A 24223-nucleotide genomic window follows, 5' to 3' on the forward strand; every position below is an offset into this window, starting at 1 on the left:
GTTCCTGAAAAAAGGCCGATGGAGACACGCGTCGATGCAGTGCTGCGGGGGGCGCGTGACGCGGGCTTCGTGAGTCAGGAGTGTGGCGTGGCGGCGCTGACCGGCTGCCGTCGGCTAGATTAGCGTTCTGTTATGTGGGCGCTGATGCGAATGCGCGTGGACGTGGAGTGGCTTCACGCGGCGTTTCGCCGGGACGGCGTAGATAACAGAACGGTAATTTCGCGGTCAGTGTTCTGACAGGGGAAATGACAAGAATGGGTGGTGCGATTCAGGCCACTCATTTGTTGCATCTACCCGGAGAGACATCATGAAACTGTTTGCTGCTGTTGCCGTCACCACACTCAGCTTTACGTTCGGCGCGAATGCCTTTGCGCAAACCAGCACGTCGGGGCTGACGCGCGCGGATGTCATGGCGCAGTTGCAGCAGGCACAGGCCGAAGGGCTGGTGCCGACCCGCGATGACGACTACCCGCCGACGGCGGCAACGATCGCCCATAACCGCGAAATCTACGTGATCCAGCACGGAACGGACGGAGCGCGCTTGGTGAAGACACGGGGCATGCCAGCGGCTCATCCCGAAACTGACACGAACTGATGCCGGTGTGGCTTGGCGTGCAGCATTGCCCCCGTTCGAGCTGGCGCCCGTCCGCACTTCAACTTGCGCAGCAGGTCAACTACCACAGTACTCCGAACATGAGAAGTATTAGCATGCTGGCGCCTCAAACTGGCGATGCAGGCAAACAGGATGCTTGAATCTTGCTGCAAAGTCGTTGAATCAATCCTTCAGGCTTTCTTCCGCAGTATTGCGTCATTGCTCGTTTGCCCCGAGCAATGAATCTCGCTGGTTTTTCTCCGCCAGAAAACTGAAGGCGTCAATCACAGCGTACGGTGAAACCGCTCATCCTTGCCGTTGGTCTGGGGATGTGCCGGGCGGCTGTACGAGATCCTCACGCCCAGACGGATCAGCCAGATACCCAGCGTGGTGAGTTGTCCTGGCCGGGCAGGACTTCCCCACGGCGAGCCATGGTCGGCGTTGATGCGCAACGGCAGCCCGTAACGACGGAACGACTCGCGCAGCCGCCTGCGTACGGCCTGCGTGTCGGTCGGTCCGCAGGCGTCCAGCACGACATCGTGAATGATCATCGAGCACCGTCAGCGGCGAACAGCGCCGCCCGTCGACGAGTTCAATCCAGCCCTTGAAGTCCATCTGCCACAGATCGTTGGACTGCTCGTGCTCGAAGCGCGTCCAGGGTCTCGCCGCCAGCGATGCTTCGGGCACGATCAGGCCGTGTCGACGCAGGATCCGGACCATTGTGCCGGCGGTTGGTACGACGGGATCCGTCAGCGCGGTGGCGCCATCCTGCGCGTGGCGATCGAGCCAGTTGTAGTCGGTCTTCGGACTAATGCCAAAGCGCCGGCACAGTTCGCGACGGTTGGTGCCTTGCTGCGAGGCCAGTTGAACGAACTCCAGACACAGATTCATGGTGTCTCTCGGGCTCCGGGGCATGGCCGGCTCCAGGCGATTCGCTCGCCCAGAGTGTTACCCATGTCTCCGTACACCTGTTACCCATGTCTCCAGTCCATGCAAGAGGGCTGACATAAAGAGTAAGAGCGAAGTGAAAGGAGCGCAAACGGAGGCAGAATCAAGCGCCGCGAATTGGCCAACGGGGAAGTCGCTGCCTCGTTGTAAATTCACTGAACAGAAAACACCTGAAGCCCTGCCTCGTATGATGACGGCCCTTTGGTATGAACGACATATAGCTTTTCGAGCGATGGAATGAAGATCGCGGTCTTGCCACCGAAGGTATTCACGTGCTGTTCGACTGAATAGTGATTCTTGTCGACCTGACGCACGACGTCGAGCCCGTTCGATCCGGCAATATAGAGGCGGTGATGCTGTGTGTCGAAAATAATCTCGTCTGATGTTTCGACGATGTCCAACGCCTGCACAACCACGCCTTCGTTAGTATCGAGCACGAACAGCTTGCCCGGATTGCGGGCACCAATAAACAGCCGGTTCGTGGCGGGATCGAACTCCATTGCCGAGTTGCGACTCGGCCCAGGTACCTTCCAGATGCCAGTCATCTTGCGGGTCTTAAGATCGATAATACCGACCTCGTTTCTGTCGCGGAAATTGATATACAGACGATCCTTGCCCCTGTCGATCGCCATAGCTTTCACCTGTCCCGCAGGCACATCGATGTTTCTTAGAAGAGTTCCGTCGACCATTGAAATCAGGCTGATCTGAGCGTGATCCTCATGTGATTTAACTCCGCCATTTCCGACATAGAAAATGCCCGTCCTGTCATCGGCGACACCGCTATCCGGTTGCGGCTTCACGGGGATCGTTTTCTCTATCTGAAAGCTTCGAGTATCGACGATCTTGAGACTCGAGGACCCGGCATCGGCGATGAATAGTGCCTTGCCGTCATCGCCCAGCAGAATCTTGTGCGGGTGAGTAGCCACATTCCTCTCGCTGGCGAGGTGGCCGCCTAAAGGAAGGTCGAACACTTCAATCGATCCGAAATCCTCCGCAGAAACATAGAGACGGTTACGTGTGAGGTCAGCGGCGAAGTGGTCGAAGTCGCCTCCTGTCACTGCCGGCAACGGCGTGGAGGACAGAAGTCGAAGAGGTTGAGGGAAGGGCGCGGCGAGAACCTGCGTGGACAGCACAAACGCGGCCGCAAGACTGATAGAAAGTAAGCTTTTTTTCATCGTAGGTGCCGGTGGTACAGCCGTGAATGTAGTTCGGTGCACGCTCGGATATCGCGCAACGATGCGACGGAAACGATTCAACTTCCGTAAGAAACAATTGACTTATAGCCGGGATTTGATCGCTTCGACGGAAGATGTCGACAATGTAATAAAGATGATCGGTTACGGTAATTTCAACAAAGCCGCACGATCTGCGCCGCTCCTGATGACCAGAATTGACCTGCAATGCCGCAGAAGGAGGGGCTGAAGATCGAGGAGGACCAGTTCCGCCGCTTATCGACCGCCGTAAGGCTGCGTCCATGCATGTCCTGTAGTTTTTATCCGCAATCCGACGATCCTCAAGCTATCCACTATCAGACGAAAGCCGTGCTTGTAGCAGAGATGCGCTTGCTTCGACATCGGACTCATCGTCAGCCTGTCTTTTGGGCACTATGAAAGCAAACAATTCAAGTTGTCACACACCTCAGCGATTTCGAACATATCTATGCATGGTCTTTGCGCTAGCGTCTGTTGCCCATGCGATGCTTCGCCACATTCTTGAACCGATCATGCCGGATACGGTGTTTTCTTATTGCAGCCGCTGTCGTCGATGATTGCTTCGACCTTGCGCCCGCTATCGTCGCGATGATTCTTGGACTTAGCATTGCCGACGACATATTCGTTCCGTCATATGGGCAGTTGTCCGCGCTCGATAAGTCGCACCTCGGACTGATACTTGTGTATTCCTTGGCAATGGGGGGCGTCATCTGCCGGATCGGGCGGCTCCCGCGCGCGGAGTTTCTCGCACAATTGATCGCCGCGCGTCGCAGAGTCCCGGTGCCCAGCGTACGAGCTTCCGGTCGAGATAGCGGCTCTATTGCTGGGTGACTGTCCGAAAGAAAGCTCCGAAGTATTAAATGCCATTGACCTGAATGTAATTGACGGTCTGATCATGCCAGCGCGCATCCTGGTTCTGTCGCGGTAAGGCAGTTGAGTCGTGCAAAGGCGATATGGTAAGGTCCCGTGCGCTGGTATGTGACCGACCTTCCAGCGCCGGCGTGGCCCCGTACAGACCAGCCAGACCCGTCAGACGGGCGACCCGTTTGCGCCCCACGTGCACTCCCTCACGCGGGAACGGCGCGTGAATACTTGGTGCGCCGGACGTGCCGCGCGAGCTCGCATGCAGGGTAGGGATGCGCGCCAGCAACTGCGTGTCACTGCATGCGTGCGCCGATGGCTGTCTTGCCAGTCACCCGTAATAACCATTCGTGGAGACTCTGAGGAGCCGCGCCACCGTGGCGAGGGGCCAGCGGGCCCGATTCGCGCTCGTGAATGTGTATCCTTCGGCGATATGACTCCCGTCTCCCGGGAAAATCAAGCCGCTGCGTGAGAATGAAATGAGCGCCTCCTACCCCCGTATTCCAGCGGACGTTCACGGGCCCGACGGTATCGAGGTTGCCAAAGTTGGAAGATTATTCAGGTCTTCACTGGCTAACTGGAGGGTTCGACATGAAGCTCACGCCTGTTGGTATCGACATTGCAAAAAACTTGATTCAGGTACACCACGTGGACGCGAAGACGGGAGAAATCGTCAACAAACCCATCAAGCGAACGAAGTTCCTTGAGTACTTTGCGAATCGCGCACCGTGCCTGATCGGGATGGAAGCATGCGGCGGTGCGCATCACTGGGCACGGCAGCTGACGAGGATGGGGCATGAGGTCAGATTGATGCCCGCCGAGTTTGTGAAGGCTTTCAATATCCGAAACAAGATCGACCCGGCGGATGCGCGGGCGGTCTGGCTGGCGGTACAGCAGCCAGGTAAGCCGGTTGCGGTTAAGACGGAGATGCAGCAAGCGGTACTTGCACTACACCGCCTGCGCGAGCAACTGGTGAAGTTCCGGACGATGCAGATCAACGGTCTGCGAGGGTTGCTGACCGAATACGGCGAAGTGATGGGCAAAGGTCGGGCGGCGCTCGACAAGGCGATACCGGCGGTCCTGGATCGGGTGTCGGAGCGTCTGCCGACAGTATTGATCGACACGATGCGCGAACAGTGGAACGGCTTGACGCAACTGGACGGGCAGATCGCGCAGATCGAGCGGCGAATTCGTGCGTGGAAGAAGGAGGACAAGGCTGTGCGCGCGATCAGCGAGATTCCGGGCGTCGGAATGCTGACGGCAACTGCGGCGGTCGCAATGATGGGCGATCCCAAGGCGTTCAGTTCCGGTCGCGAATTTGCAGCGTGGGCCGGGTTGGTGCCAAAGCAGACCGGCTCCGGCGGCAAGATCAAGCTGCTCGGGATCAGTAGGCGCGGCGACACGTATCTTCGAACGATGCTAATTCACGGTGCGCGTAGCGTCGTCACGAACGCGAAGGAACCGGGCCCATGGATCGAGCAGATGAAGAAGCGACGACCGCTGAACGTGGTGATCGTCGCATTGGCGAACGAAATGGCAAGAACGATCTGGGCGGTACTGGCCCACGACCGCCCATACCAGAAAGAATATGTCAGTCCACCGATCGTCTCGCGCTGGTGCACTGAACTGTTCCACAGCCACGTTGCCTAATTCTCGCGATCCTCGCTGAATTGCCCCGTCCGGCATTCAGCAGGGGCGCTGCAGTTTATACAATCCGGTGTCGGAAGAAACTATGAGTGGATCACCATGCGAAAACTTACCCCCGCCGGCCAGCAATTGATCGAAGAAGTAGCCCAGCGACATGGCTTCAGCACGGACGCCGTGATGAGCATGCTGGAGTCTGTGATTCGCGGTAACGGCAGCATGGCCCAGTTCAATGACCCCGAATTTGGTGCTCCGGCCAGTGGATGCGGTGGAAATGACCATGGTCTCCGACATGTCAACAACTACCTGAACGGCCGGGTCGATGGGCTCTGTTTCGAGCTTTCCCGCCTGATGGCAAATCAGCCCGACCTTATTCGCAGCGGCAGCTTCCAGTCGCAGAGCCAGGGTATTCAGCAGCACGGCAACGACGGCGGCGGCCAGCAACAACAGCAGAGCGGTGAGTACGGTGGCAGCAACCAGCAGCGGACTGCAGCCGGACCGGTTGGACCGGTAAGTCTGTTCGTTCCGCCCGCCCCCGGCACCTCTGGTGACTCGTGGCCCGCTGATCCGGGGCGGCCCAACAGCACCGGCGCGCAGAACGACGTCCGCTATGCCTACTTCGCACAGCCCCGGCGCCTGGCGATCGAAGTGAACGGCAAGGTGACGATTTACGATACGCTCGATACCAGATCAGCGGCTTCTCACAGCAGCAGTCCCGCGGCGCGTCCCTCACATTCGCGAGCCAGCACGGCTTGGTTGCTGTCGCCAGCCTGCCGGTTGCCTCGGTCGGTGGGGTTCCGCAGCCGGCGTCGCCGCCGGTGCAGGAGGAGCCCGTCAGCACTCAGTCGGTCGCCGCGAGGCAGACGTGTTCGCCACCATAGAGAAGCTCGCCCAACTGCACGCGAAGGGATTTTCAGCGATGAGGAGTTTGCCGCCAAGAAGGCGGAATTGCTGAGCCGTTTGGGAGCGTCCCGTCATCGCACAGCGCAACCGGGTCACGATTTCTACTTGGCTGAAACGCCCACACAGGGACGGGCACATCGCCCGGTTGATTGCTCAGTAAGAAGCGACTCGACTTGTTCCTTAGGTCCGGCATCGGACCCGTTCCGGTCGCTCAGGACGATTTTCGTCCGTCGGGTTTTGGATTGAGCTGAGACAGTCGCCAACGACGCAATCGCCTTTTATGTATGCAGTGTTTTAGATAATACGTAGATCTCACGCGAACTGTCGCCAGTACATTGACGAGAGCGTTTAAAGCTCGGAGTTGTCCAGTGCGCCGTCCAGTCGTGCAATGTATAGGCTTGCGCAATATCTCCCAGCGGAACGACAGCGCTGGAGTCAGGCATCTCGTCGCCCGAGGCGAGATGACGCGCGGCGTTGGCCTCAACTTCACTGCTTTTTACATGAGTTCGATACCCGATATGCCAGGAATCGCGAGATCGGCGAGCAACACGTCGAACGTCGGTAATACTTTCTTATGAAATGAAGAAATGGTGCGTTTATCCTGCTTCTTATCGGTGTGTCCAGCGCAAACTTGAATTGGGAATTGGGCGACCATATCCGTGATGGGCTATTCGCCACTCCGCCTGTGACTGCAACAGGAAACGACCGGCTCTCGCTCGATTCTCTGCGGATATGCGCCTTAACGGTAACCTCCGCTTCCAGCTCCGCGTTAGATTGGCCTTGGAACTCTTTTGACCAATTTTCAGGGACCCACGGCTCGACTCGCGTCCGTTTCCGTGCCCGGTACTGCCCTGACAGACGGCAATTTACCTACTCTCAGGTTCTAGCGCGACTCGGAGGCTAGACCCTTTCATGGCGGCATAAGCCTGGCTTTTCGCGTAAGAGGGCGCATGGCGTGTGTGATCAGCCCGACTCGCTTAAGGTTTCCTTCAGAGTGAATCTGTAGATTCGGTGTGGATTGCGGATACCGTGTCCCGCAATTGAGCCGGAAACGCCTGCGATTAACTCAATAAAACCTCAGAGATTCAATGCGAAGGGGATTCGGCCGGCCGGATCGATGGCACAGGCATCGGAGCGGAATGTTCCATGGCCCGTTGTCGACCGGTGAACGCCGTAAAACCTGTTAACACGCCGGTGTTGACCTAGAGCGAACTGCTCCCAATTGAATATTACAAATCGTTACGGGTCCGGCTCCCCGGCGATAAAAAGTGGTTGAGAGGAGACAGTCAGCGCATGAAAGCATTAAGGGTTCTCCATAGCGAGTCATCTCGGGGTTGGGGCGGCCAGGAAGTACGTACACTCAAGGAAATGATCGCGCTACGTGAGTTGGGTCACAACGTGGAACTCGTCTGCCCTGACGATGCAACGCTCGGGAGCCGTTCGCAAGCCGAAGGCTTTACGGTGCATCACGCACGCATGCGCGGCGGCGCCGACGGGCGCTCCATGCTGACAATCCGGTCAATTCTTGACCGGCGTCGCTTTGATGTGCTGAATACGCACAGCGGTCATGACAGCCTGATCGCCGGGATGGCCGGACGTCTCGCGGGAACGCCACTGATTGTCCGGACTCGGCATCTGGCGCTGCCCATCACGTCGCTGGCTACATATAACTGGATCCCGCACTGCGTCGTCGCGGTGAGTCATTACGTGCGCAACTATCTGATTTCCGCCGGCATGCAGGAAAGCCGTGTGGAAACAATATATGACGGCATCGTTAAACCGGACCCACTCACGCATTCAACGCTGCGCGATGAACTCGGACTTGATTCGAACGCTGTCATCGCTGGAATCGTGGCGATGCTCCGCGGGAATAAGGGGCACGCTGAACTGATCGCAGCGGTGAGGCCGATGATGATCGACCGGCCGCATCTACATGTCGTGATCGCTGGCGAGGGTGGAGAGTTTGACAGGCTCAAGTCGATGATTGAGGGCTTCGGGCTATCCCATCGTATTCATTTGCTGGGCTTTCGCAAGGACATCAACAACGTGCTGCGTGGCTGTGATCTGTTCGTGCTACCGACTCACCAGGAAGCGCTTGGCCAGGCGTTTATAGAAGCAATGGCGATGGGTCTGCCAGTGATCGGCACACACGTGGACGGCGTACCCGAGTTGATCGACCCTGGCGTGAACGGCTTGCTGGTGCCCGCACAGGACGTAGATGCATTACGCAGCGCGCTCACGCGCCTGGTCGACGACGCACCATTGCGCGCGCGTTTCGGACTGGCCGGCCGTCTCAAGACGGATAGCAATTTCACGGTCGAGAGTATGGCGAACGAGACCATCGATTTATATCGGCGCGGTATCAATCGTCGGCGCCAGGCATGCAGTCGATGGCGGCCGGCGGCATGACCCGGTCCGCCAGAGCGGTGCCCGTGCTGATGTACCACCATATCAGCACGTCGCCGGGCATGATTACGGTATCACCCGATCACTTCGCGGCGCAAATGGCGTACCTTGCAAACGCGGGTTACACGACGATCGGCAGCATGCAACTAGCCGCGTATCTGGCAGGAGAGCCGTTGCCGAAAAAGTCCGTCATGCTGACATTCGACGACGGCTATCTTGACAACTGGGTGCATGCGCATCCAGTTCTACAGGCACACGGATTGACCGCTTTGTGCTTTCTGGTGACAAGTTGGATCGGCGAAGGACGCGCGCGCGCACATGCGCGCTCAGGTGCCGTGTTACCGCCGCTACTCAATCACCGCGACGGCGAAATGGCGATTGAGAACGGGGAAAGCGATCGCGCGATTCTCCGATGGTCGGAGATCGATGCGATGCGCGAAGCCGGAACCTTCGAATTTCACAGCCACACGCATAGTCATGTGAGATGGGATCAAGTGTCAGCCGATGCGGACGATAAGTGCGCGAGACTCGCGCGCGACCTCATCGACTCGCGCACGACCTTGAAAGCACGGCTTGGCGCGGGCTCGGATCATCTGTGCTGGCCTCAAGGCTACTACGACGACGACTATCGACGCGTCGCCGTTCAAGCGGGCTTCCGACATTTCTACACATGCGAGGCGGGGTCGAATTACCCCGGAAACGACGAAAATGCCGTTCGCTCGATTACTCGACTCGAGGTGCGCGACCGGCCGACGTCGTGGCTTGCGTCGCGGCTGTGGGTGCACAGTCGACCCGCAATCAGCCGGACATATCTTAAGATCAAGCGGTGATCGCCGCACTGTCTTACGATTACTCCGTGCTCCTGTCAGAGTGAAGTGAATCTCGGAAAAAATGCGTGCTCAATGGCGCCGCGCAGGCCATCCCTTACCCCTTGTTTGCGTTCGATACATTTCTAGCCTAGATGATGGTCGAAGCGCCGGATTACTGGACGGGCGCGTTGCTCGCTGCAGTGGGCATTTTCTTGCCAGGCCTTCTACTTCTGCTTGCGGCGCTGCCTTGCGGGCAAGCGCTACGCTGTTGAGGCGACCGAAAACCCCATACGGTGTTGGACTTTCGGAGTTAATTCGGATGCCGTCTCAAGTGCGTGTGTGGACGTCGAAAACCGAGGTATCATGCTGCGCCTAGTTAGTCGTTCCGGGCAGAGTGTTCGTGTTCCGATGGAAAAGCCACGCTACCAAAATAAACGGGCAGCATTAGCGCCCTTATGGGCACCGCTAGCAGAATTAGCGATCTTCAACAACAGATGTCGCTGGAGCTTGACGATTGGTGGTGCCATCGACGCCAGCGCGTATTTCGACAGCTATAGGGGAGCAGCCCTATGCAGAAGCGGGAGAGCAGGGGAAGTCAATCTGCTGGAACTGATGGACCAGCTTGAACTGGCCTTGGCGGGGACGCCCGCTCGCACCTCCGTCTCTGGCTAGCGAAATTAACGAACTCCAACACCACAGTCGAATTCCGGCCGGGGCGAACGGGCAAGTTGCAGACCATCAAGTATGTCGACTACCTGTGGAAGTGCGTGACACTGTTTGCGCAGATCAACGAGTTGTTCATGGTCTCGATCCGGGTCGAAGAAGCGGTTTGTGAAGGAACCGTTCTGCAGCGTCCAGTCTGGGCGGAGCTAAGAAGAACTATCTCAAGAGCGTGGTCGCTGTGCATCCGAAACTAGGTTTTTCCAGCGTATGGCAAGCCTCGCGAACGGCCGCGATCGGGGGGAGCGAACGCCTCTTGTCAACCGATGCTGTCGAAGAAGTCGGCGACGGTCTACATAGCGAGGTTTTTCATGGGGTGGCTTACCCTTAACCGAGGTCCGCGAACGGCTTGTAGGCCGATCTGAGCGGTTGATTTTCTGGCCGGCGGTGCGCTAGCCAACTGCCGAGACTTTTTCAACAGCATCAACCCACAACGGCCCTTCAATCTCTCTCGATAGCACACGTTCGCGAGTTGCGCCTGATGACCGGTTTGATCCAGGACGCGACAGGCAGCGACAGCGACAGGTCAGACCGGCAGCAGGCGAAGTCATCCCCCATCAAGCGCCTTCCTTGTATTCGTCGCTCGCTCACGCCTCCTCTACCCGTGTTGCCGGGCGTTGAGGAATCAGCGTGACGCTCGCAACAATGAAGACCAGCAATATCAGCGATGCATACAGCCGGCTGATGTGCAGACCGCCCTCAGCGATGGGTTTGTCGAGGAAATCTCCAAGCGTCGCGCCAAGCGGGCGCGTCAGGATAAACGCGGCCCAGAAAAGCAGCGTGTGCGAGACACGCGCCCAGAAATAAAGACCCGCCACAATCGCCAGGCCGACTCCGAAAATCAGCGCGCCATACTCGTATCCGAGACCTAGGCCGCCGCGGTCCGAGCCTGCTACCCAATCGCCAAGCGCCGTACCGAGCGTCTGCGAAAACAGGATTGTGATCCAGTAGAACCACTCGGCCTTGCGTGTCGTGATGCTCTGGACCGACACAGTGCCCTCCGCCTTGTACCAGATGACGAGGCTCGCAAGCAGCAGTGCGAACACGATGGCGACGCCGCCCGGATAACCCACGCCAAGCGATCGATCGAAGAAGTCAGCCATGGTCGTGCCAAGTGTCGTGGTCGCGACGATCGTCGCCCAATATACGAACGGATGAAACCGGTCAGCCTTAATCTGTCCCGAAACGAGCCCGACAAAGATGACCGCGAAAATAGCCGAGCCGATCAAATAGCCCAGGTTAAGCGACATCGTCACCCAGTCGCCGCCCGTTTCTCCAAGCGTGGTCGCGCCAATCTTGACAATCCAGAAGCCCAAAGTGACTTGCGGGACTTTGCTGACCGCATGTTCCAATATTTGCTGCGCGTCGCTTTTCATATCGAGTGCCCTTGTTCAATGTTAAACAGCAACCATGGCCAAGCATCGCTGATGGTCGCTTAACAGTCGCTTAAGGGAGTCAAAGGCGGTTTTCAGTCGTTCCACCGTCAACTTGCCGAGACGATGGCACGACGGCACAAATTGGTGCCTGCGTTCGACTTACCGCTTCTGGCCGGTCCCTGCCATTCTATGAGCAGCCGTCATCGATCGGGAGCTCCCTTCGCCATGGCGATCCGACGCTCCTTTGGCTCGCGTGTCACGCTCGTCGAGGGGTAGCTCATGCACGACAAGATTTGCGGCGAGCCGTGTTTACTGTTTTAGCTCTCGTTGCACGAGTTTCTCGTGCAACTCGCCGGTCAGCGTCTCGACCCGCTGGATCAGCTTCTGGGTAAGTTCGGTCAGGTCGGTATTCCGCTGCAGCAACTCCAGCAGTTGTGCTGCGGTTTGGGCAGCAATTTCCTGCCGCTGTGCGTTAGCAACTGCAAGAGCCTCCCTGTGTTGTGCGTCAGCCTCGGCGTGCACGTTGTCGCGCGCTGCTTGTCGCGTCTGAGCAAGCAAGATAAGCGGCGCGGCATAGGCTGCCTGCAGACTGAATGCGAGATTGAGCAGAATGAACGGGTAAACGTCAAATTTCGTAAAGCCGAGGGGGTTAACCGCAATCCAGAGACCGACGATTACCGTCTGTGCGCCTAAGAAAAAGGGCGTCCCAAAGAAACGAGCGAAGGCTTCCGCCTTGAGGGCGAATTTGTCGTTGCCAAACGCTGGCGCAAGGTGCGCGTGAGGCCGGTGAAAGCGGAAGTGATCAACGTTGGGAACGTCGAGCGGAGTTGTGGCGGAGCCGGGCTTCGTTGTTTCCATCATTCCCCCAGTACATAGTCGTTGGAGACGAGCAGCCAGTGAGATCTGCGGCAATACGGCGGGCAGGTACGCCGCAACGAATGACGTAAAGCTGGTCGTCAAACGATTCCTCATGGCGGCCTCCAGGTCTGATCGCCCGTCGCGTAGAAGCGGCCTACCGGATGCTGATGGCGCATCGCGGCTAGTGCGTTCACTGCCCAAAGAAACAAAGGCGCCGCGCGTCTCTATCACACCAATGCACCGTTAAATTATAGATCGCGGGGGCAATCCGCTCATGCGCCGTCGCAAACGGTGGCGGGCCGTTCGACGACCGGCAGCCTGAGCGTGAACTCGCTGCCCGTGCCCATCCGACGCCGCATGCGACAGCCTGCGACCTAGATGGAATGGACACCGTCCTCCCTTCGGGGACGCAGGGTCCAGCAGGAACGCGGAGGCCCTCCAGAACCGATCGGCATCAATGTGCCAGAGTGGCGTTTCGACACGTCCACTTGAGGAACGGAGGGCCCAAATGAATGCTACGACATACGGACTGGATGTTGCAAAGCAGATCTTCCAGATGTACTGGGTCGACGCGCAAACCGGCGAGATAGCCAATCGACGCTTTCGACGCGACGAGCTGATCGCGTTTCTTGGGCAGCGGCCTGCGGGCCGGGTGGCGCTTGAAGCATGCGGTAGCGCGCACTGGTGGGCCCGCAAGATCAAGGCGCTCGGGCACGAGGTGGTGCTGTTGCATGCGAAGTTCATTCGACCGTTTGTCCAGACCAACAAGACCGACGCGGCGGATGCGCAGGCAATCTGGACGGCGGTGCAGCAACCGGGGATGCGAACTGTAGCGGCAAAGACAGAAGACCAGCAGGCGATGCTCGGTCTTCACCGGATGCGCTCGCTGCTGATCAAGTTCCGCACCATGCAGGTGAACCAGTTACGAGGGCTTCTCTACGAGTTCGGTGTGTCATTCCGGGCAGGACGCGTGGCCGGCCTCACCGAGATGCGAGCCCGCATGGCAGAGCTCGAGGATGCGCTGCCGGGGACCATATTCAGCAGCCTGCAGGACCAGTTGAGACGCATCGACGGGATCGAGCAGGATATCGACCAGCTTGAGAAGCAGATAAGTGGGTGGCACAAGCAGGAAGCGGCGTGCCGGGCAATCACGGAAGTGCCAGGCATCGGCAGGCTTACGGCGACTGCGCTGGTCGCTACCATTGGGGATGCAAAAACATTCAGGTCCGGGCGCGAGTTTGCCTCGTTCCTCGGGCTGGTGCCCAGGCAAAGCGGCACCGGTGGCAAGATCCGGCTGGGATCGATCTCCCGGCGAGGTGATCCGTACCTGCGCACGCTGTTGATCCACGGCGCTCGTTCGGTGATGTATCACGCGAAGGTGCCGACTCCATGGCAGAAGGCAATCCAGGAGCGACGACCAGCGAATGTTGTGGCAGTAGCCCTCGCCAACAAGATGGCACGCACCGCATGGGCCATTCTGGCCCACGGCAGGACGTACGAGAAGAATTACGTCAGCGTGAGACCCGCTTAGCAGATGAGCAACGAAAGACAAGGTGAAGTGCCGATAGGTTGCTGAGGTTGATTAACATGTGATGGCGAAACAGGTCGGACCGCAGGAACATAAACCTGAACACAGCCTTGCGCTTAAAAGTGCGTGGCCCAGATGAGGATGTTCCCGGCGAATTCCATCAGGGCCCGCGGGCTTAGGCTTGCACTACAGGCCGGATATAAGACCGCAGCCGATACCTCGTTTTAACATCACATCAAGATCAACCTGGCAAACCGGGCGGTGTCCATATAAGGTTGTGTGGAAACCCGATGGCATAACAATGCGACGCGTGACCGCTGACCCCAGCGTCGCGTTTGGCTGCCTTTGCGGCCATCACGGCGCTGACGAGAAGGCGATCCCTATGACGCGTTATAGACGAGTGTAAGGACTTTGTTTCAGGTCTACGGGGTGCTCACGCACCCTCCAGCCGCATCGTCCTCATCGTCTTTTTGAAGCCCAGGATTTTCAGCACTCGCGTGAGATTGTAGGCGAGTACGTTCAAGCTCATCTCGGTTCCCACGTTGGGCAGCCTGCGCTTCAGGAAGTGCGTGTAGCCCATCCAATGCTTGAACGTTCCAAAGACATGTTCGACGGTTCGCCTGCGCACGGTCATCGCATCATGCGTCTTGTCCAGCCGACGTTGAACTGCTTCCAGCACCGACTCATGCTCCCATCGACTTATCCGTCGCTGGTCGCTCGGAGTGCACTGTGGCTTCATCGCGCATTGCGAACAGGCGCTGCTCCAGTAACGGTGTAGCTGCATTCCGTGTTCCTCGACGGTGTAGCGGTAAATTGCCCGTTCTCCTGCTGGACATTGGTATTCGTCGTCCCGCGCAATGTAATGAAGCCTGCCTTGGCGAATCGGCCATGGTATTTCGCGCCTGATCTCGTGGGCTTCGGCAGCATGACCGCAATCCCTGCGTCCGCACACTCCTTGATCTGAGGCCCACTATAGTAGCCACGATCCGCGACTGCCCGCAGTCTGGTCTTGCCCATCGCATCGCGCGCAGCCTTCGCAATAGGACTGAGCTGTGCCCGGTCACTGCCAGAGTTTGTGACCTCGTGAGCCACGATGAGGTGGTGTTTCGCGTCAACTGCCACCTGTACGTTGTAGCCCACCACGCCTGATCCTCTTCCGCTCGTCGCCATGGAACGTGCGTCTGGATCTGTCATCGAGAGTTGGCCATCAGGCTGTGTCTTGAGTTGCTCCTTGATCTGGTCGAGGTTTCGCATCTGCTCGCGCAAGCGTGCGATCTTGTCCTGCAAGCGGGTTGTCTTTGCCTCCAGCTCAGCGGGTTGAGTACGATCGGCAGTCTCCAGCGCGTTCAGATACCGCTGGATGCTCTCCTCGATCTGCTTCTGGCGCTCATCGACCTTACCCTCGGTGAAGTTGCGATCGCGCGTATTGACTGCCTTGAACTTGCTGCCGTCGATGGCAACAAGCGCTTGCGAGAACAGCTTCAGCTTACGGCACAGCATTACGAAGCGGCGACACACGTTGCGGATTCCGATGCCGTTGTCACGACGGAAGTCGGCTATCGTCTTGAAGTCCGGCGCCAGACGACCCTGCTTCCGAGGCGGCCCCGTCATTCCTGAAAGGCGAAGCGAACATGACACCAATGTTATGTGAGCGTCAGTGTGCATCAATCTTCGCTGTACAGAATAAGGATCACTCACTCCTGCTTCGACGAGGTAGTGAGATCGGAGGCTTCAGTCACGGCGGCGTGAAGCTGACCAAATTCAAGTGCAGGAGGTATTTCATTATGAAGACCCTTATCTATGCAGCGCTGATTGCCGGCGTACTCGCCACCCCAGTTGCCTCGTTCGCACAGGACACTACGGGTCCGTTGACGCGTGCCGAACTACGCGCGGATCTGATTCAAGCAGAACACGCCGGGTACCGCCCGGCTGCCTACGATGTGAACTACCCAGCAGATATTCAGGCGGCGGAGGCGCGCGTTCAAGCGCAGGATGTCACGGCGCCGGGGAGCACGGGCGCCGGCGGAGTGTCGGATGGCTCATCGCAGGCGGATGCGCCGACGGTAACCGGGTCGACTCACTCGATCTACTTCGGGCACTCACGCTCGCGTGTCTCACAAGCCACTGCCGGCCACTTCGTTCGACCTATGAGGTGGGCGACCGCGTTCGCGCAGTTTCGTTTCCAAAGGTTAAGCAGCCTGACCCTTGCGCGGTATCACGATCGCCCAAGACGAACAATGTATAAATAAAACACTTTACAGTTAAAAACATTAACTATCGTAAATTGGTGAGCGGGTCTACGCTGTAACCATCCCCGTCGCATTATGCTACGGGTCGTAGCACCTGAGTCTCTGGCCGGATGCGGGGTGGGCGAGCGAAGGAGATGACCATGAGCACCGCCGAGAAGTCCTTGCATTACCTGGTGGAAAAAAAAGTGGCTTGCGCCCGCCCCGCACACTCAAATTCGCGTCATTCAGTTTGGGCATATACGCGATGATAGGAGGCGCTACGTGCACGTCGAGGTATCAGCTCCGAGCGGCTCGCGTGCAATCTTTTTCAATCCCTCGACGCTCGCCAGGTATCGTGAGGCGTTCGAGCCAAGCGGAGCCAGGACGATCCCACCGATGCTGAACTGGCACTCGATCTGCTGTTACGCCATCCCGAGCGATTCTCTCCACTCAGCCCGCAGAGCGCTAGTAGTATAACGAGACGATGGCGGGTTTCTCGCTACTGGCCCGCTCGAACGCTCTCGGCCTGATAGCGCTCCATGAGCGGAGCGAAGAATTCAAGCGCGCAGTCTGCAGGGCGGTGGGAAACGCGGTCGCGGCTGCTCCGGGGGAGGGGAGGCGCCAAGGGCTTTTGAGAAAAAAGAGCTTGGCTGTTGCGTACAATTCGAGGGTCTCCTCGTATCAGAAGTAGTGGCCAAACGATCGATCAAAAGCAATGCGGGTTAGTGTATGAGAATTCGCAACGGGCGGTGTTCCAGAATGATCTGCCGTGCGTGCGTTCGAGCGCGCTCTCCGGGTTTGATCTTGTGCGCTCTCGCTGGGATGTTGGGCGCCTGCGCCGTTGGTCCGGACTATACGCGCCCCGCTACGGTCGTGCCCGCCGCTTTCAAGGAAGCGCCCGACGGGTGGAAGGTTGCCCAGCCCGCGGATCAGTTGGATCGGGGCGCGTGGTGGTCCATCTACGACGACACGCAGCTGTCGGCTCTTGAATACGAGCTCAATCAGTCGAATCAGACCATTGCTCAATTCGCGGCGGCCTACCGCCGAGCACGCGCGTTGGTCGGCGAAGCCCGCGCCGCATATTTTCCTACAGTCGGTTTCAACGCGTCTGAATCGCGCGCCCAATCGCCTTCAGGCCCGTTCACTAAGAGCTATAATCTCTCCTTCAACGCATCGTGGGAGCCCGATTTTTGGGGAAGAGTGAGCCGTACGATTGCAGGGCAACAGGCGGGGCAGCAAGCCGCCGCTGCCGATCTCGCCAACGCGCGGCTGTCGGCGCAAGCCACGCTGGCGCAGACCTACTTCCAGCTTCGCGCCTTCGATGCTTCGCAGACGTTGCTCGATAATACCGTCGTCGCCTTTCAGCAGTCGCTGCAACTCACGCAAAACCGGTATGCGCAGGGTCTCATCGCGCGGTCCGATGTAATTCAGGCGCAAACACAATTGCAGTCGGCGCAGGCGGCTGCCATCGACAATGGGGTAGCACGTGCGCAATTCGAACATGCGATTGCGGTGCTGGTCGGCCAGCCGGCGTCGATATTCTCGATTCCCCCGTCGCCGCTCAACGCGACGCCGCCCGCCGTGCCCGCCGAAATGCCGTCCGCTATTCTTGAGCGGCGTCCGGATATCGCGTCGGCCGAGCGCCGAGCCGCCGCCGCGAACGAGCAGATCGGCGTCGCAATCGCGGCGTTTTTCCCGACACTGACTGTGTCGGCGACGGGAGGCTTCCAGAGTTCGCTGGTATCCGAATTGTTGCGCGCGCCGTCGCGCTTCTGGACGCTGGGTCCCGATCTTGCCGCCAACCTGTTCGACGGTGGCTTACGCCGCGCCCAGACCGAAGCGGCCCGGGCGGCCTATGACCAGACGGTCGCCACGTACCGGCTGACCGTGCTGGCGGCATTCCAGGACGTGGAAGACAATCTCGCTTCGCTGCGCATTCTCGAGCAGGAGACCGTGGTCCAGCAGCAAGCCGTGGAGTCGGCGCGACAGGCGCTGGCCATTGTGAACAATCAATACAAGGCAGGCACGGTCGGCTACGTGAACGTGCTGGTCGCGCAAACCTCCGCTTTCACAGCGGAGCAAAGGCTCTCGGCTATCGCCGGGCAACGCATGGTGTCGTCGGTGGGACTGGTGAAGGCGCTCGGAGGCGGCTGGAATGCAATGCAGATGAATCGTGAAGCGACGCCACGGCGGGCCCTTATGTGACGGACCGCTGAGCAAGGTATATGAGGGTGCCACCAAAAATCGACCGTCTTGAAAAATGGGAATACTACCGCGAAATGTACAAGCGCAGAAACGACGTTGAACGCCAGTTTCGTCGCCTCAAAGTCTGCCGTCGTATCTTCTGCCGATTCGGCAAGTTGAACGTCATGCTGCCCGCCGTCATCAATTTCGCGCTCATCGTCGATGAACTCAGACAGTGTGAACAGGCCTCGGTGTTGCCGACTGAGCCGACCGTGCTGGCGCAGGTTTTTGCGGCCTCGCGACGCCGACTTTTCCGCACTGCGGCCTCTGTCCGGGCACCATGGTAAACCCAATCGACTTCCCCAGAAGTTTTCACGCGGGCTTGAGGCCTGCTCAAGAGGGGGCCTCGCTCCAGGCTCAGGCTTCCGGCGGGCGACGTACGCTGTACTCAATGTGAATATCGAGTCGGGGGGGTAGTGGTGCTCTCGAGGCGGTACGTAACGGTAGGGATGTCGTCTACCTCGGCCGCCTCGTCTTTTTCTCGGAACCCCCGCGTTGCTGTACCGGACCACATGTGCAGCCACTGCGTTGCTAGCTAAGCTAGGTTGAACTGCACGGCGAAGAGGAGCAATACACCAAGCACCGCGCGATAGACAATAAACGGCCATGTGGAGAAGTTCTCGAGAAGCTTCATGAGTCCCCAGATAGCAACAAATGCCGATGCGCTTGCGACCACCAGTCCGAAAAGCAGTAACGACCACGCTTCGAGGGGAACGTGCGCATGAAAGAGTACCCAAAGCTCTTTCAGTCCGGCTAGGGCAATAGCGGGTAGCCCAAGCAGAAAAGAGAAGCGCGCGGCCTCCTCACGCTTGAAGTTAAGAAAGAGTGCTGCTGTCAGGGTCGATCCGGAACGCGACACGCCCGGGATCAGGGCGCCTATCTGCGCGAGTCCGACAATGAGTGCGTCGCGCAAACGCATCTCGTTGACGGTGCGGCGATGACTACAGGTCAGTTCTGCGATGGCTAGCAAAACGGCCATCACAATGCAGGCGCCGCCAATCACTGACAGACGTCTCAGGGGCGTGCCGCACGCATTAAGCGTGGACGACAGGGCGAGGCCAGCCATGCCGATGGGCACCGTCGCTAGCACGATTCCTATCGCCAGGCGAAATGAGTCATCCTGGTACGTACGCCGCTTGATGGCAGTGACGCTCCCCACTACAACGCCTCGCACGTCGCGCCAGAAGTAACTGACGACCGCTGCCAGCGCAGCCAGTTGCATTGCCGCGGAAAAGGCCGACCCCGGATCGGGCCAGCCGAGCATGGCGGGAACGATGCGCATGTGCGCCGTCGATGAGATGGGCAGCAACTCAGTGATGCCTTGAACGAGACCCAAAAATCCAATCTGCAAATAGCTCAGAGAGGCGAAGCCGATATCCAGACCGCCAGAACATGCATTTGCCAAAATATGTCCTTTCCGGATCGGGTATGGAGAATTGCGCCGAGCAAATCCTGTCAGCACTTCACGCGAAACTTTACTTTCATAAGCGTTCAGCGTGTGTTCGCTGTGCCATACAACTGGGCTTTGGGTCCGGACGACTTTATTTCATTTGTTCAGAAGCTAAGCCCAGACAGGGCTCGACGAGATCCTGGAGCACGTACGCGAGACCGAAGCCAGCGAGCGCTACTCGATAGCCCCGAAGAACTTGACAAAACACCTCGTGTCGTCGTCGCGCCCTGCATGCGGCTGATTGATAAAACACGGGCAAACGAACAGCACTCCCTACGAAACCGGGACCGCTAAGCGAGAGACCCAGTGAATAAAAATCGCTTTAAGAACGCGACATCTGCAGCAAATTTATCTCGCCGGCGGATCACTGCAGCCGGATGGGACCTGAATACCCAGTTGCTGGAAGAAGTCGCGCTGACCTGCGGTCGCGTCGTCGTGCGGGGCAACCGGGCGAAGCGCGTCGCGAGCGGAATACCAAGCTTGAAATACAGCACGTAGTCCGCGCGCCGGATAGTCTTTTCGTTTGTCGAAGCACAAGACAACAACCAAACGGTGCGCGATGGCATTCATCAGGCGCTTGCGTACGCCGACATGCTCGACGTTCCGTTCGCCTTCTCGCGCAACGGGGACGGCTTCATCTGGCATGACAGGACCCCTGCATGACGGCGTGCTCGAGCGCGAGACAAGCGTATGGAGCAGCCTTTTTGAACTGTCCTTTTAAGGTTCTTTTAAGGTTTAACTCGTAGCACTGCTTTGCATTGCATCTGGGCACATTCGCGGCTGCCTGTCTTCCGGATCGTTTTTGGCCACAGTCAGGATGATGGGGAGGCGGCGGTAGAATGAAGTGATGAAGAAAAAGAAATCGCTTTATCACGGTCACCGCTTTGTAAGCGCCTCATGAGGGCCGTTGTAGATTTGTGTGCAGGCGCGAGGGATGATGTCGCTTCAGTATCCTCATCCTGTCCGACCCCGGTTCAATCGATGAGCTTTGGGCTTGGCAAGAAGGCTCACCGCTTTGCAGCGACGTTCCATGGCTGCTCACGACAGAAACGTCGAAGGCCCAGTCCGCTTGTGGTCCACGCCATGACCATCTCGCGCCAGAATGGTTCACCTTGCCGGGGGCGCCGTGCGCCCGTCGGTACGGCCTCGCCCGTTGCGTCGTCCATTGCCTGCTCCGTCGTTACGATGGCATCACCTTCGCACCGCGCTTACGCGCCTTCAAGACGGGATGTGCTGACCGACACCTCTGGCCGAGTTCTCGGGCGTGTACTAGGCGCGCTAGCATTATTAGTGATCCTGAAAGCGCCGCTATGAACATGGCTAGCAGCGAATTTGAACTCCAACACCTGCTGCCGCACTCCGAATGTGCGCCAGTGATACTTTTCGCGCTCCACCGTGCTGAATCCCTCGGGCTGCCGCAGAACACCGGTACCCGCATTGACTGATAGACGAGCAGACCCGCGCGGCCCTCGATTTCAATAACGACGCGGTCGCCGGCCAGGTCGCCGAAGTCGGGCTGCGATGTTCGTCCGCGCCGGTGCCCTGGAGATTCGAGGGCACCGAGAGGGCCACCGTACGCAATTCGTAGTCGAACGGTTCGCCCGCCTCTCCGCGCGCGGTGAAAGATGCCGTAGCCGGCCACGACCGAGGCCGCAGCCACCCCAAAAGTCAGCCAGCGGCGAATCGACGTCATCAGCACGTCTTCAGACGGTAGCCGACGCCGCGCACGGTCACCACCTGCTCCGCGCCGATCTTGCGCCGCAAGCTGTGCACATGCACTTCGATGGTGTTGCTGCCCACCTCCTCGCCCCAGCCGTACAGCTTCTCTTCCAGTTCAGGCTTGGTGAACACACGCGTGGGCTCTTCGATCAACGCCTGCAGCAAGGCGAACTCGCGCGGCACGAGCGGCAGCACCTCGCCGGCTTTGGTGACTTCGTGCGCCGCGGGATCGAGCGTGAGTTCGCCGTGCGCATAGATAGGTTGCTTCTGGCCGGTGCGCCGCCGCAGTAGCGCGCGCACGCGCGCAGCCAGTTCGTCGAGGTCGAATGGTTTGATCAGGTAATCGTCGGCGCCCGCGTCCAGGCCGTGAATTCGGTCATCGACAGCGTCACTCGCGGTCAGGATGATCACGGGCGCGGCGCCGCCGCTCTTGCGGTAGACATTGAGTACGTCGATGCCGTTTTTCTTCGGCAAGCCAAGGTCGAGCAGCACGAGGTCGTACACGCCGTTCCTCAGTGACAGTTCCGCCGCGCGGCCATCTTCGGCCCAATCGATCGTGTAGCCCGAGCGGCGCATCGCGCCTATTACGGTCTCCGCAATCATGTCGTCGTCTTCGACCAGTAGCAGACGCATGGCCGCTCCTCTCGTCAGCTTGCCCACATTGTCCGGCCCGTTAGCTTAACGTTTCCTTATCGCCTCCGTGGCGGAAGCTTAGCGACGCTGACGGGCTCTTTATCGGAAGCTTAAATCCCCGTTAAGCGCTCCTTATATCAGCAGAATCGGCACCTGTTCTGCGATATCGCCCGTATTGTTCAGGAGCCGACTTTTGACCGTTTTTAACGCCGCGCAGCGGCCAGATCGACGGTCGCCCCCGCAGCAAACCTGCGCGTGCTCGTACCCATTTGCACGATGCTGCTCGGCGGTTGCACGTGGTATCACTGTGAACCGCTCTCACCGCAGGATACTTCGACCTCGGCAAGCTCGCTCGAACGCGTCCAGATCGATCCGTTTACCATGCCGCTGCCTGACCTGGTCACGCATCGCTTCGATCCATCCGACGGGCTCGACATCGACGAAGTCGCGATGCTGGCGGTCGCGAACAATCCCGACCTGAAGCGGTCCCGCGATGATCTCGGCATCGCCTGGGCACAGGCTTATTCAGCCGGACTGCTGCCTGACGCGCAACTGAGCGTGTCGAGCGACTACCCCGGCGCCACGCGCGCGTTCAATTACCGCCTGAGCATCGACGTGATGGCCCAACGTGCTGCGCAGCGCGAATCGGCAAGCCTGACCAACAGCACTGCGGGCCTGGGCGTAGTCACCAACACCGGTGGCGCGGTGGATCGCAGCACCGCCAGCACCAGCGCTGATGCGGCCCTGACTGCAGGACATCAGCGCATCTTCGGCGGCGGCCTGAACTACACGTTCGGCTCGGCGAAAATTGGTTTTGTGATCACGGACAGCAAGCTGGACAATGCAACCGGGTTCACCAGTGGCACCGCGGCTTTGTCGCTTGCGAACTCCGCATATGTTCATTTCACGAACTACGAAGTGAACGCGCATTACACCGTTACCCCGGCATTGACCCTAGGCGTGGCTTACACCTACACCGATGGCAAGTTCAGCAACGCTCGAACTCAGTATCGCCGAAGTGGAGCCAGGTCAGCCTGTCGTCGGATTACAACCTGTCGAAGCGCACGGACGTGTACGCGATCGCCAACTGGTCACACCTGAGCGGCGGTCTGTCGGCACAGGTGGGTTCGGGCCAGGCAGCATTTGAAGGCGCAAGCTCCTATATCGGCGGCATTGCGGCAACGAAGAACCAGGCGGTGGTGGGTGCCGGCATGCGCACCCGCTTCTAAGGCGTGATCGAACGGTCGAGTGACGGCGGGTCTTGTCGCGATCCGCGTGGGGCAAGAAGGAGCCGCTCTTCAACCGACGATCACTGATATTTGCAACGTTGAGGCTCGACGCGTGGCAGCGGAACATTCGCTTCCGTTGGGGAGAGCCGCGTATTGAAGAAGGGGTGACAAACTACATCAAGTGCGGTAATCGGGCGCGAGAGGCCTGACCACGGCGCCGGTAGTTCTGTCACCAAGAGGCGTTCTCCGGGAAACAGTTAGCCCGCCCGTTGTGGCGGGTTTTCTTGGGGTGCCGACGAGCCGTTCGTGCCCAGACGAACACAACACTGACGTTTTGGCTCCCGCCTTCGCTCGCTAGGGCGTAGATCGACACTGTTATCATTTGGGCGAGACGATTGTTGTCGCCTTCCCACGTGTCTCGGACTCTGAATATGTCCTCTCGCCCGATAGAAGAAATCGAAACCGACTTTGCCGATCTTTTGGCGTCAGGTCTGCCCGGTCCAATCGCGCGAGACAAATTTGAGCGACTGTGGGATGAGGTGTGTAGTGGTCTAATTTCCTCGGACAGGTCGATAGGAGGACAATCTCGAATCGACGAGGAAAACGAGCAAGATGACAAGAAGGCGCCGACAATTTGACGCCAGCTTCATGCTGGAAGTAGTACGGATGGTGCGGGACTAGGGACTATCGGTCAGCGAGGTGAGCCGGTCGATGGACCTTGTTGAGACAGCCGTGCGCCGCTGGGTAGCGCAGTACGATGCGGAGCGTGCTGGTGGCCCCGGCGAGGGCAAGCCGCTGACCGCTGAGCAGCAGCGTATCCGGCAACTCGAGGCGGAAAACCGGCAACTGCGCGAGGACAACGCG

At 58.8% G+C, this 24223-nt stretch carries 16 protein-coding genes and 7 pseudogenes; 14 read left to right on the forward strand and 9 right to left on the reverse strand.

Annotated elements, in window-relative coordinates:
• Positions 1 to 307 precede the first annotated feature (307 nt).
• Positions 308 to 595, forward strand: coding sequence for a DUF4148 domain-containing protein (locus P0D73_RS43760; RefSeq protein WP_408320396.1), 288 nt, complete (start codon positions 308 to 310; stop codon positions 593 to 595).
• Between the two features lie 284 nt (positions 596 to 879).
• On the opposite strand, the pseudogene P0D73_RS43765 reads toward P0D73_RS43760, so the two are convergent.
• From P0D73_RS43765 to P0D73_RS43775, 3 genes and pseudogenes are all read right to left on the reverse strand, one after another.
• Positions 880 to 1507 (reverse strand): annotated as a pseudogene (locus P0D73_RS43765) (DDE-type integrase/transposase/recombinase); the annotation flags it as partial.
• A gap of 185 nt (positions 1508 to 1692) precedes the next feature.
• On the reverse strand, positions 1693 to 2715 hold the full coding sequence (locus tag P0D73_RS43770; RefSeq protein WP_408320398.1) for a YncE family protein: 1023 nt from the start codon (positions 2713 to 2715) through the stop codon (positions 1693 to 1695).
• 892 nt (positions 2716 to 3607) lie between these two features.
• Positions 3608 to 3901 carry an IS3 family transposase gene (locus tag P0D73_RS43775; protein ID WP_408320400.1) on the reverse strand — a complete coding sequence of 98 codons (294 nt, stop codon included), beginning with the start codon at positions 3899 to 3901 and terminating at the stop codon, positions 3608 to 3610.
• 302 nt (positions 3902 to 4203) lie between these two features.
• Here P0D73_RS43775 and P0D73_RS43780 point away from each other — a divergent pair, with 302 nt between their 5' ends.
• A complete protein-coding gene (locus P0D73_RS43780; RefSeq protein ID WP_408320401.1) occupies positions 4204 to 5262 on the forward strand; it encodes an IS110 family RNA-guided transposase in 1059 nt (352 codons plus the stop codon).
• A 36-nt stretch (positions 5263 to 5298) separates the two neighbouring features.
• Here P0D73_RS43780 and P0D73_RS43785 read toward each other — a convergent pair whose 3' ends face one another.
• Positions 5299 to 5703 (reverse strand): hypothetical protein, encoded by a 405-nt coding sequence (locus P0D73_RS43785; protein WP_408435960.1) that lies wholly within the window; start codon positions 5701 to 5703, stop codon positions 5299 to 5301.
• Between the two features lie 1749 nt (positions 5704 to 7452).
• Between P0D73_RS43785 and P0D73_RS43790 the strand changes: the two genes are divergently transcribed.
• The 3 genes and pseudogenes from P0D73_RS43790 to P0D73_RS43800 all read left to right on the forward strand — a co-directional run.
• On the forward strand, positions 7453 to 8568 hold the full coding sequence (locus P0D73_RS43790; RefSeq protein WP_408320403.1) for a glycosyltransferase family 4 protein: 1116 nt from the start codon (positions 7453 to 7455) through the stop codon (positions 8566 to 8568).
• Positions 8565 to 9395 (forward strand): polysaccharide deacetylase family protein, encoded by an 831-nt coding sequence (locus tag P0D73_RS43795; protein WP_408320404.1) that lies wholly within the window; start codon positions 8565 to 8567, stop codon positions 9393 to 9395. Before P0D73_RS43790 ends, P0D73_RS43795 begins: the two co-directional genes overlap by 4 nt.
• 74 nt (positions 9396 to 9469) lie before the next feature.
• Positions 9470 to 9640, forward strand: a pseudogene (locus P0D73_RS43800) (chromate efflux transporter); the annotation flags it as partial.
• 1041 nt (positions 9641 to 10681) lie between these two features.
• Here the strand turns inward: P0D73_RS43800 and P0D73_RS43805 are convergent.
• Together P0D73_RS43805 and P0D73_RS43810 are read right to left on the reverse strand one after the other, a co-directional pair.
• Positions 10682 to 11470 (reverse strand): COG4705 family protein, encoded by a 789-nt coding sequence (locus P0D73_RS43805; RefSeq protein ID WP_408320405.1) that lies wholly within the window; start codon positions 11468 to 11470, stop codon positions 10682 to 10684.
• Between the two features lie 309 nt (positions 11471 to 11779).
• Complete coding sequence (locus P0D73_RS43810) at positions 11780 to 12442, reverse strand: DUF1003 domain-containing protein (RefSeq protein WP_408435962.1); 663 nt, start codon at positions 12440 to 12442, stop codon at positions 11780 to 11782.
• A gap of 394 nt (positions 12443 to 12836) precedes the next feature.
• Between P0D73_RS43810 and P0D73_RS43815 the strand changes: the two genes are divergently transcribed.
• Positions 12837 to 13859 (forward strand): IS110 family RNA-guided transposase, encoded by a 1023-nt coding sequence (locus P0D73_RS43815; RefSeq protein WP_408320407.1) that lies wholly within the window; start codon positions 12837 to 12839, stop codon positions 13857 to 13859.
• A 430-nt stretch (positions 13860 to 14289) separates the two neighbouring features.
• On the opposite strand, the pseudogene P0D73_RS43820 reads toward P0D73_RS43815, so the two are convergent.
• Positions 14290 to 15443: pseudogene (locus P0D73_RS43820) on the reverse strand (IS1182 family transposase); the annotation flags it as partial.
• A 197-nt stretch (positions 15444 to 15640) separates the two neighbouring features.
• Here P0D73_RS43820 and P0D73_RS43825 point away from each other — a divergent pair.
• The 4 genes and pseudogenes from P0D73_RS43825 to P0D73_RS43840 form a co-directional block, all read left to right on the forward strand.
• Positions 15641 to 16105: a DUF4148 domain-containing protein gene (locus P0D73_RS43825; RefSeq protein ID WP_408320408.1), complete on the forward strand. Its 465-nt coding sequence runs from the start codon at positions 15641 to 15643 to the stop codon at positions 16103 to 16105.
• Between the two features lie 309 nt (positions 16106 to 16414).
• A pseudogene (locus P0D73_RS43830) lies at positions 16415 to 16551 on the forward strand (IS110 family transposase); the annotation flags it as partial.
• Between the two features lie 292 nt (positions 16552 to 16843).
• Positions 16844 to 18289: an efflux transporter outer membrane subunit gene (locus tag P0D73_RS43835; RefSeq protein ID WP_408320409.1), complete on the forward strand. Its 1446-nt coding sequence runs from the start codon at positions 16844 to 16846 to the stop codon at positions 18287 to 18289.
• Positions 18290 to 18315: 26 nt separating this feature from the next.
• Positions 18316 to 18501, forward strand: a pseudogene (locus tag P0D73_RS43840) (IS5-like element ISCARN85 family transposase); the annotation flags it as partial.
• A 362-nt stretch (positions 18502 to 18863) separates the two neighbouring features.
• On the opposite strand, the gene P0D73_RS43845 reads toward P0D73_RS43840, so the two are convergent.
• A complete protein-coding gene (locus P0D73_RS43845; protein WP_408320410.1) occupies positions 18864 to 19733 on the reverse strand; it encodes an undecaprenyl-diphosphate phosphatase in 870 nt (289 codons plus the stop codon).
• A gap of 380 nt (positions 19734 to 20113) precedes the next feature.
• Here P0D73_RS43845 and P0D73_RS43850 point away from each other — a divergent pair.
• A pseudogene (locus P0D73_RS43850) lies at positions 20114 to 20432 on the forward strand (type I restriction endonuclease subunit R); the annotation flags it as partial.
• 1038 nt (positions 20433 to 21470) lie between these two features.
• Here the strand turns inward: P0D73_RS43850 and P0D73_RS43855 are convergent.
• Entirely contained in the window at positions 21471 to 22130 is a 660-nt protein-coding gene (locus P0D73_RS43855) for a response regulator (RefSeq protein ID WP_408320411.1), read from the reverse strand.
• Between the two features lie 276 nt (positions 22131 to 22406).
• On the opposite strand from P0D73_RS43855, the gene P0D73_RS43860 reads away from it, so the two are divergent.
• The 3 genes and pseudogenes from P0D73_RS43860 to P0D73_RS43870 all read left to right on the forward strand — a co-directional run.
• Positions 22407 to 23231 carry a porin family protein gene (locus tag P0D73_RS43860; RefSeq protein WP_408320413.1) on the forward strand — a complete coding sequence of 275 codons (825 nt, stop codon included), beginning with the start codon at positions 22407 to 22409 and terminating at the stop codon, positions 23229 to 23231.
• Positions 23201 to 23359, forward strand: coding sequence for a hypothetical protein (locus tag P0D73_RS43865; RefSeq protein ID WP_408320415.1), 159 nt, complete (start codon positions 23201 to 23203; stop codon positions 23357 to 23359). The genes P0D73_RS43860 and P0D73_RS43865 overlap by 31 nt, the downstream gene beginning before the upstream one ends.
• A gap of 612 nt (positions 23360 to 23971) precedes the next feature.
• Positions 23972 to 24223 (forward strand): annotated as a pseudogene (locus P0D73_RS43870) (transposase); the annotation flags it as partial.

This window comes from Paraburkholderia sp. RL18-101-BIB-B (assembly GCF_046026985.1).
In the GTDB taxonomy this organism is placed as follows: domain Bacteria; phylum Pseudomonadota; class Gammaproteobacteria; order Burkholderiales; family Burkholderiaceae; genus Paraburkholderia.

Coding starts and splice junctions, on each gene's coding strand:
- P0D73_RS43760 (WP_408320396.1), top strand. CDS start 308: ATGAAACTGTTTGCTGCTGTTGCCGTCACCACACTCAGCTTTACGTTC.
- P0D73_RS43770 (WP_408320398.1), bottom strand. CDS start 2,715: ATGAAAAAAAGCTTACTTTCTATCAGTCTTGCGGCCGCGTTTGTGCTG.
- P0D73_RS43780 (WP_408320401.1), top strand. CDS start 4,204: ATGAAGCTCACGCCTGTTGGTATCGACATTGCAAAAAACTTGATTCAG.
- P0D73_RS43790 (WP_408320403.1), top strand. CDS start 7,453: ATGAAAGCATTAAGGGTTCTCCATAGCGAGTCATCTCGGGGTTGGGGC.
- P0D73_RS43795 (WP_408320404.1), top strand. CDS start 8,565: ATGACCCGGTCCGCCAGAGCGGTGCCCGTGCTGATGTACCACCATATC.
- P0D73_RS43805 (WP_408320405.1), bottom strand. CDS start 11,470: ATGAAAAGCGACGCGCAGCAAATATTGGAACATGCGGTCAGCAAAGTC.
- P0D73_RS43810 (WP_408435962.1), bottom strand. CDS start 12,442: ATGAGGAATCGTTTGACGACCAGCTTTACGTCATTCGTTGCGGCGTAC.
- P0D73_RS43815 (WP_408320407.1), top strand. CDS start 12,837: ATGAATGCTACGACATACGGACTGGATGTTGCAAAGCAGATCTTCCAG.
- P0D73_RS43825 (WP_408320408.1), top strand. CDS start 15,641: ATGAAGACCCTTATCTATGCAGCGCTGATTGCCGGCGTACTCGCCACC.
- P0D73_RS43835 (WP_408320409.1), top strand. CDS start 16,844: ATGATCTGCCGTGCGTGCGTTCGAGCGCGCTCTCCGGGTTTGATCTTG.
- P0D73_RS43855 (WP_408320411.1), bottom strand. CDS start 22,130: ATGCGTCTGCTACTGGTCGAAGACGACGACATGATTGCGGAGACCGTA.
- P0D73_RS43860 (WP_408320413.1), top strand. CDS start 22,407: ATGCTGCTCGGCGGTTGCACGTGGTATCACTGTGAACCGCTCTCACCG.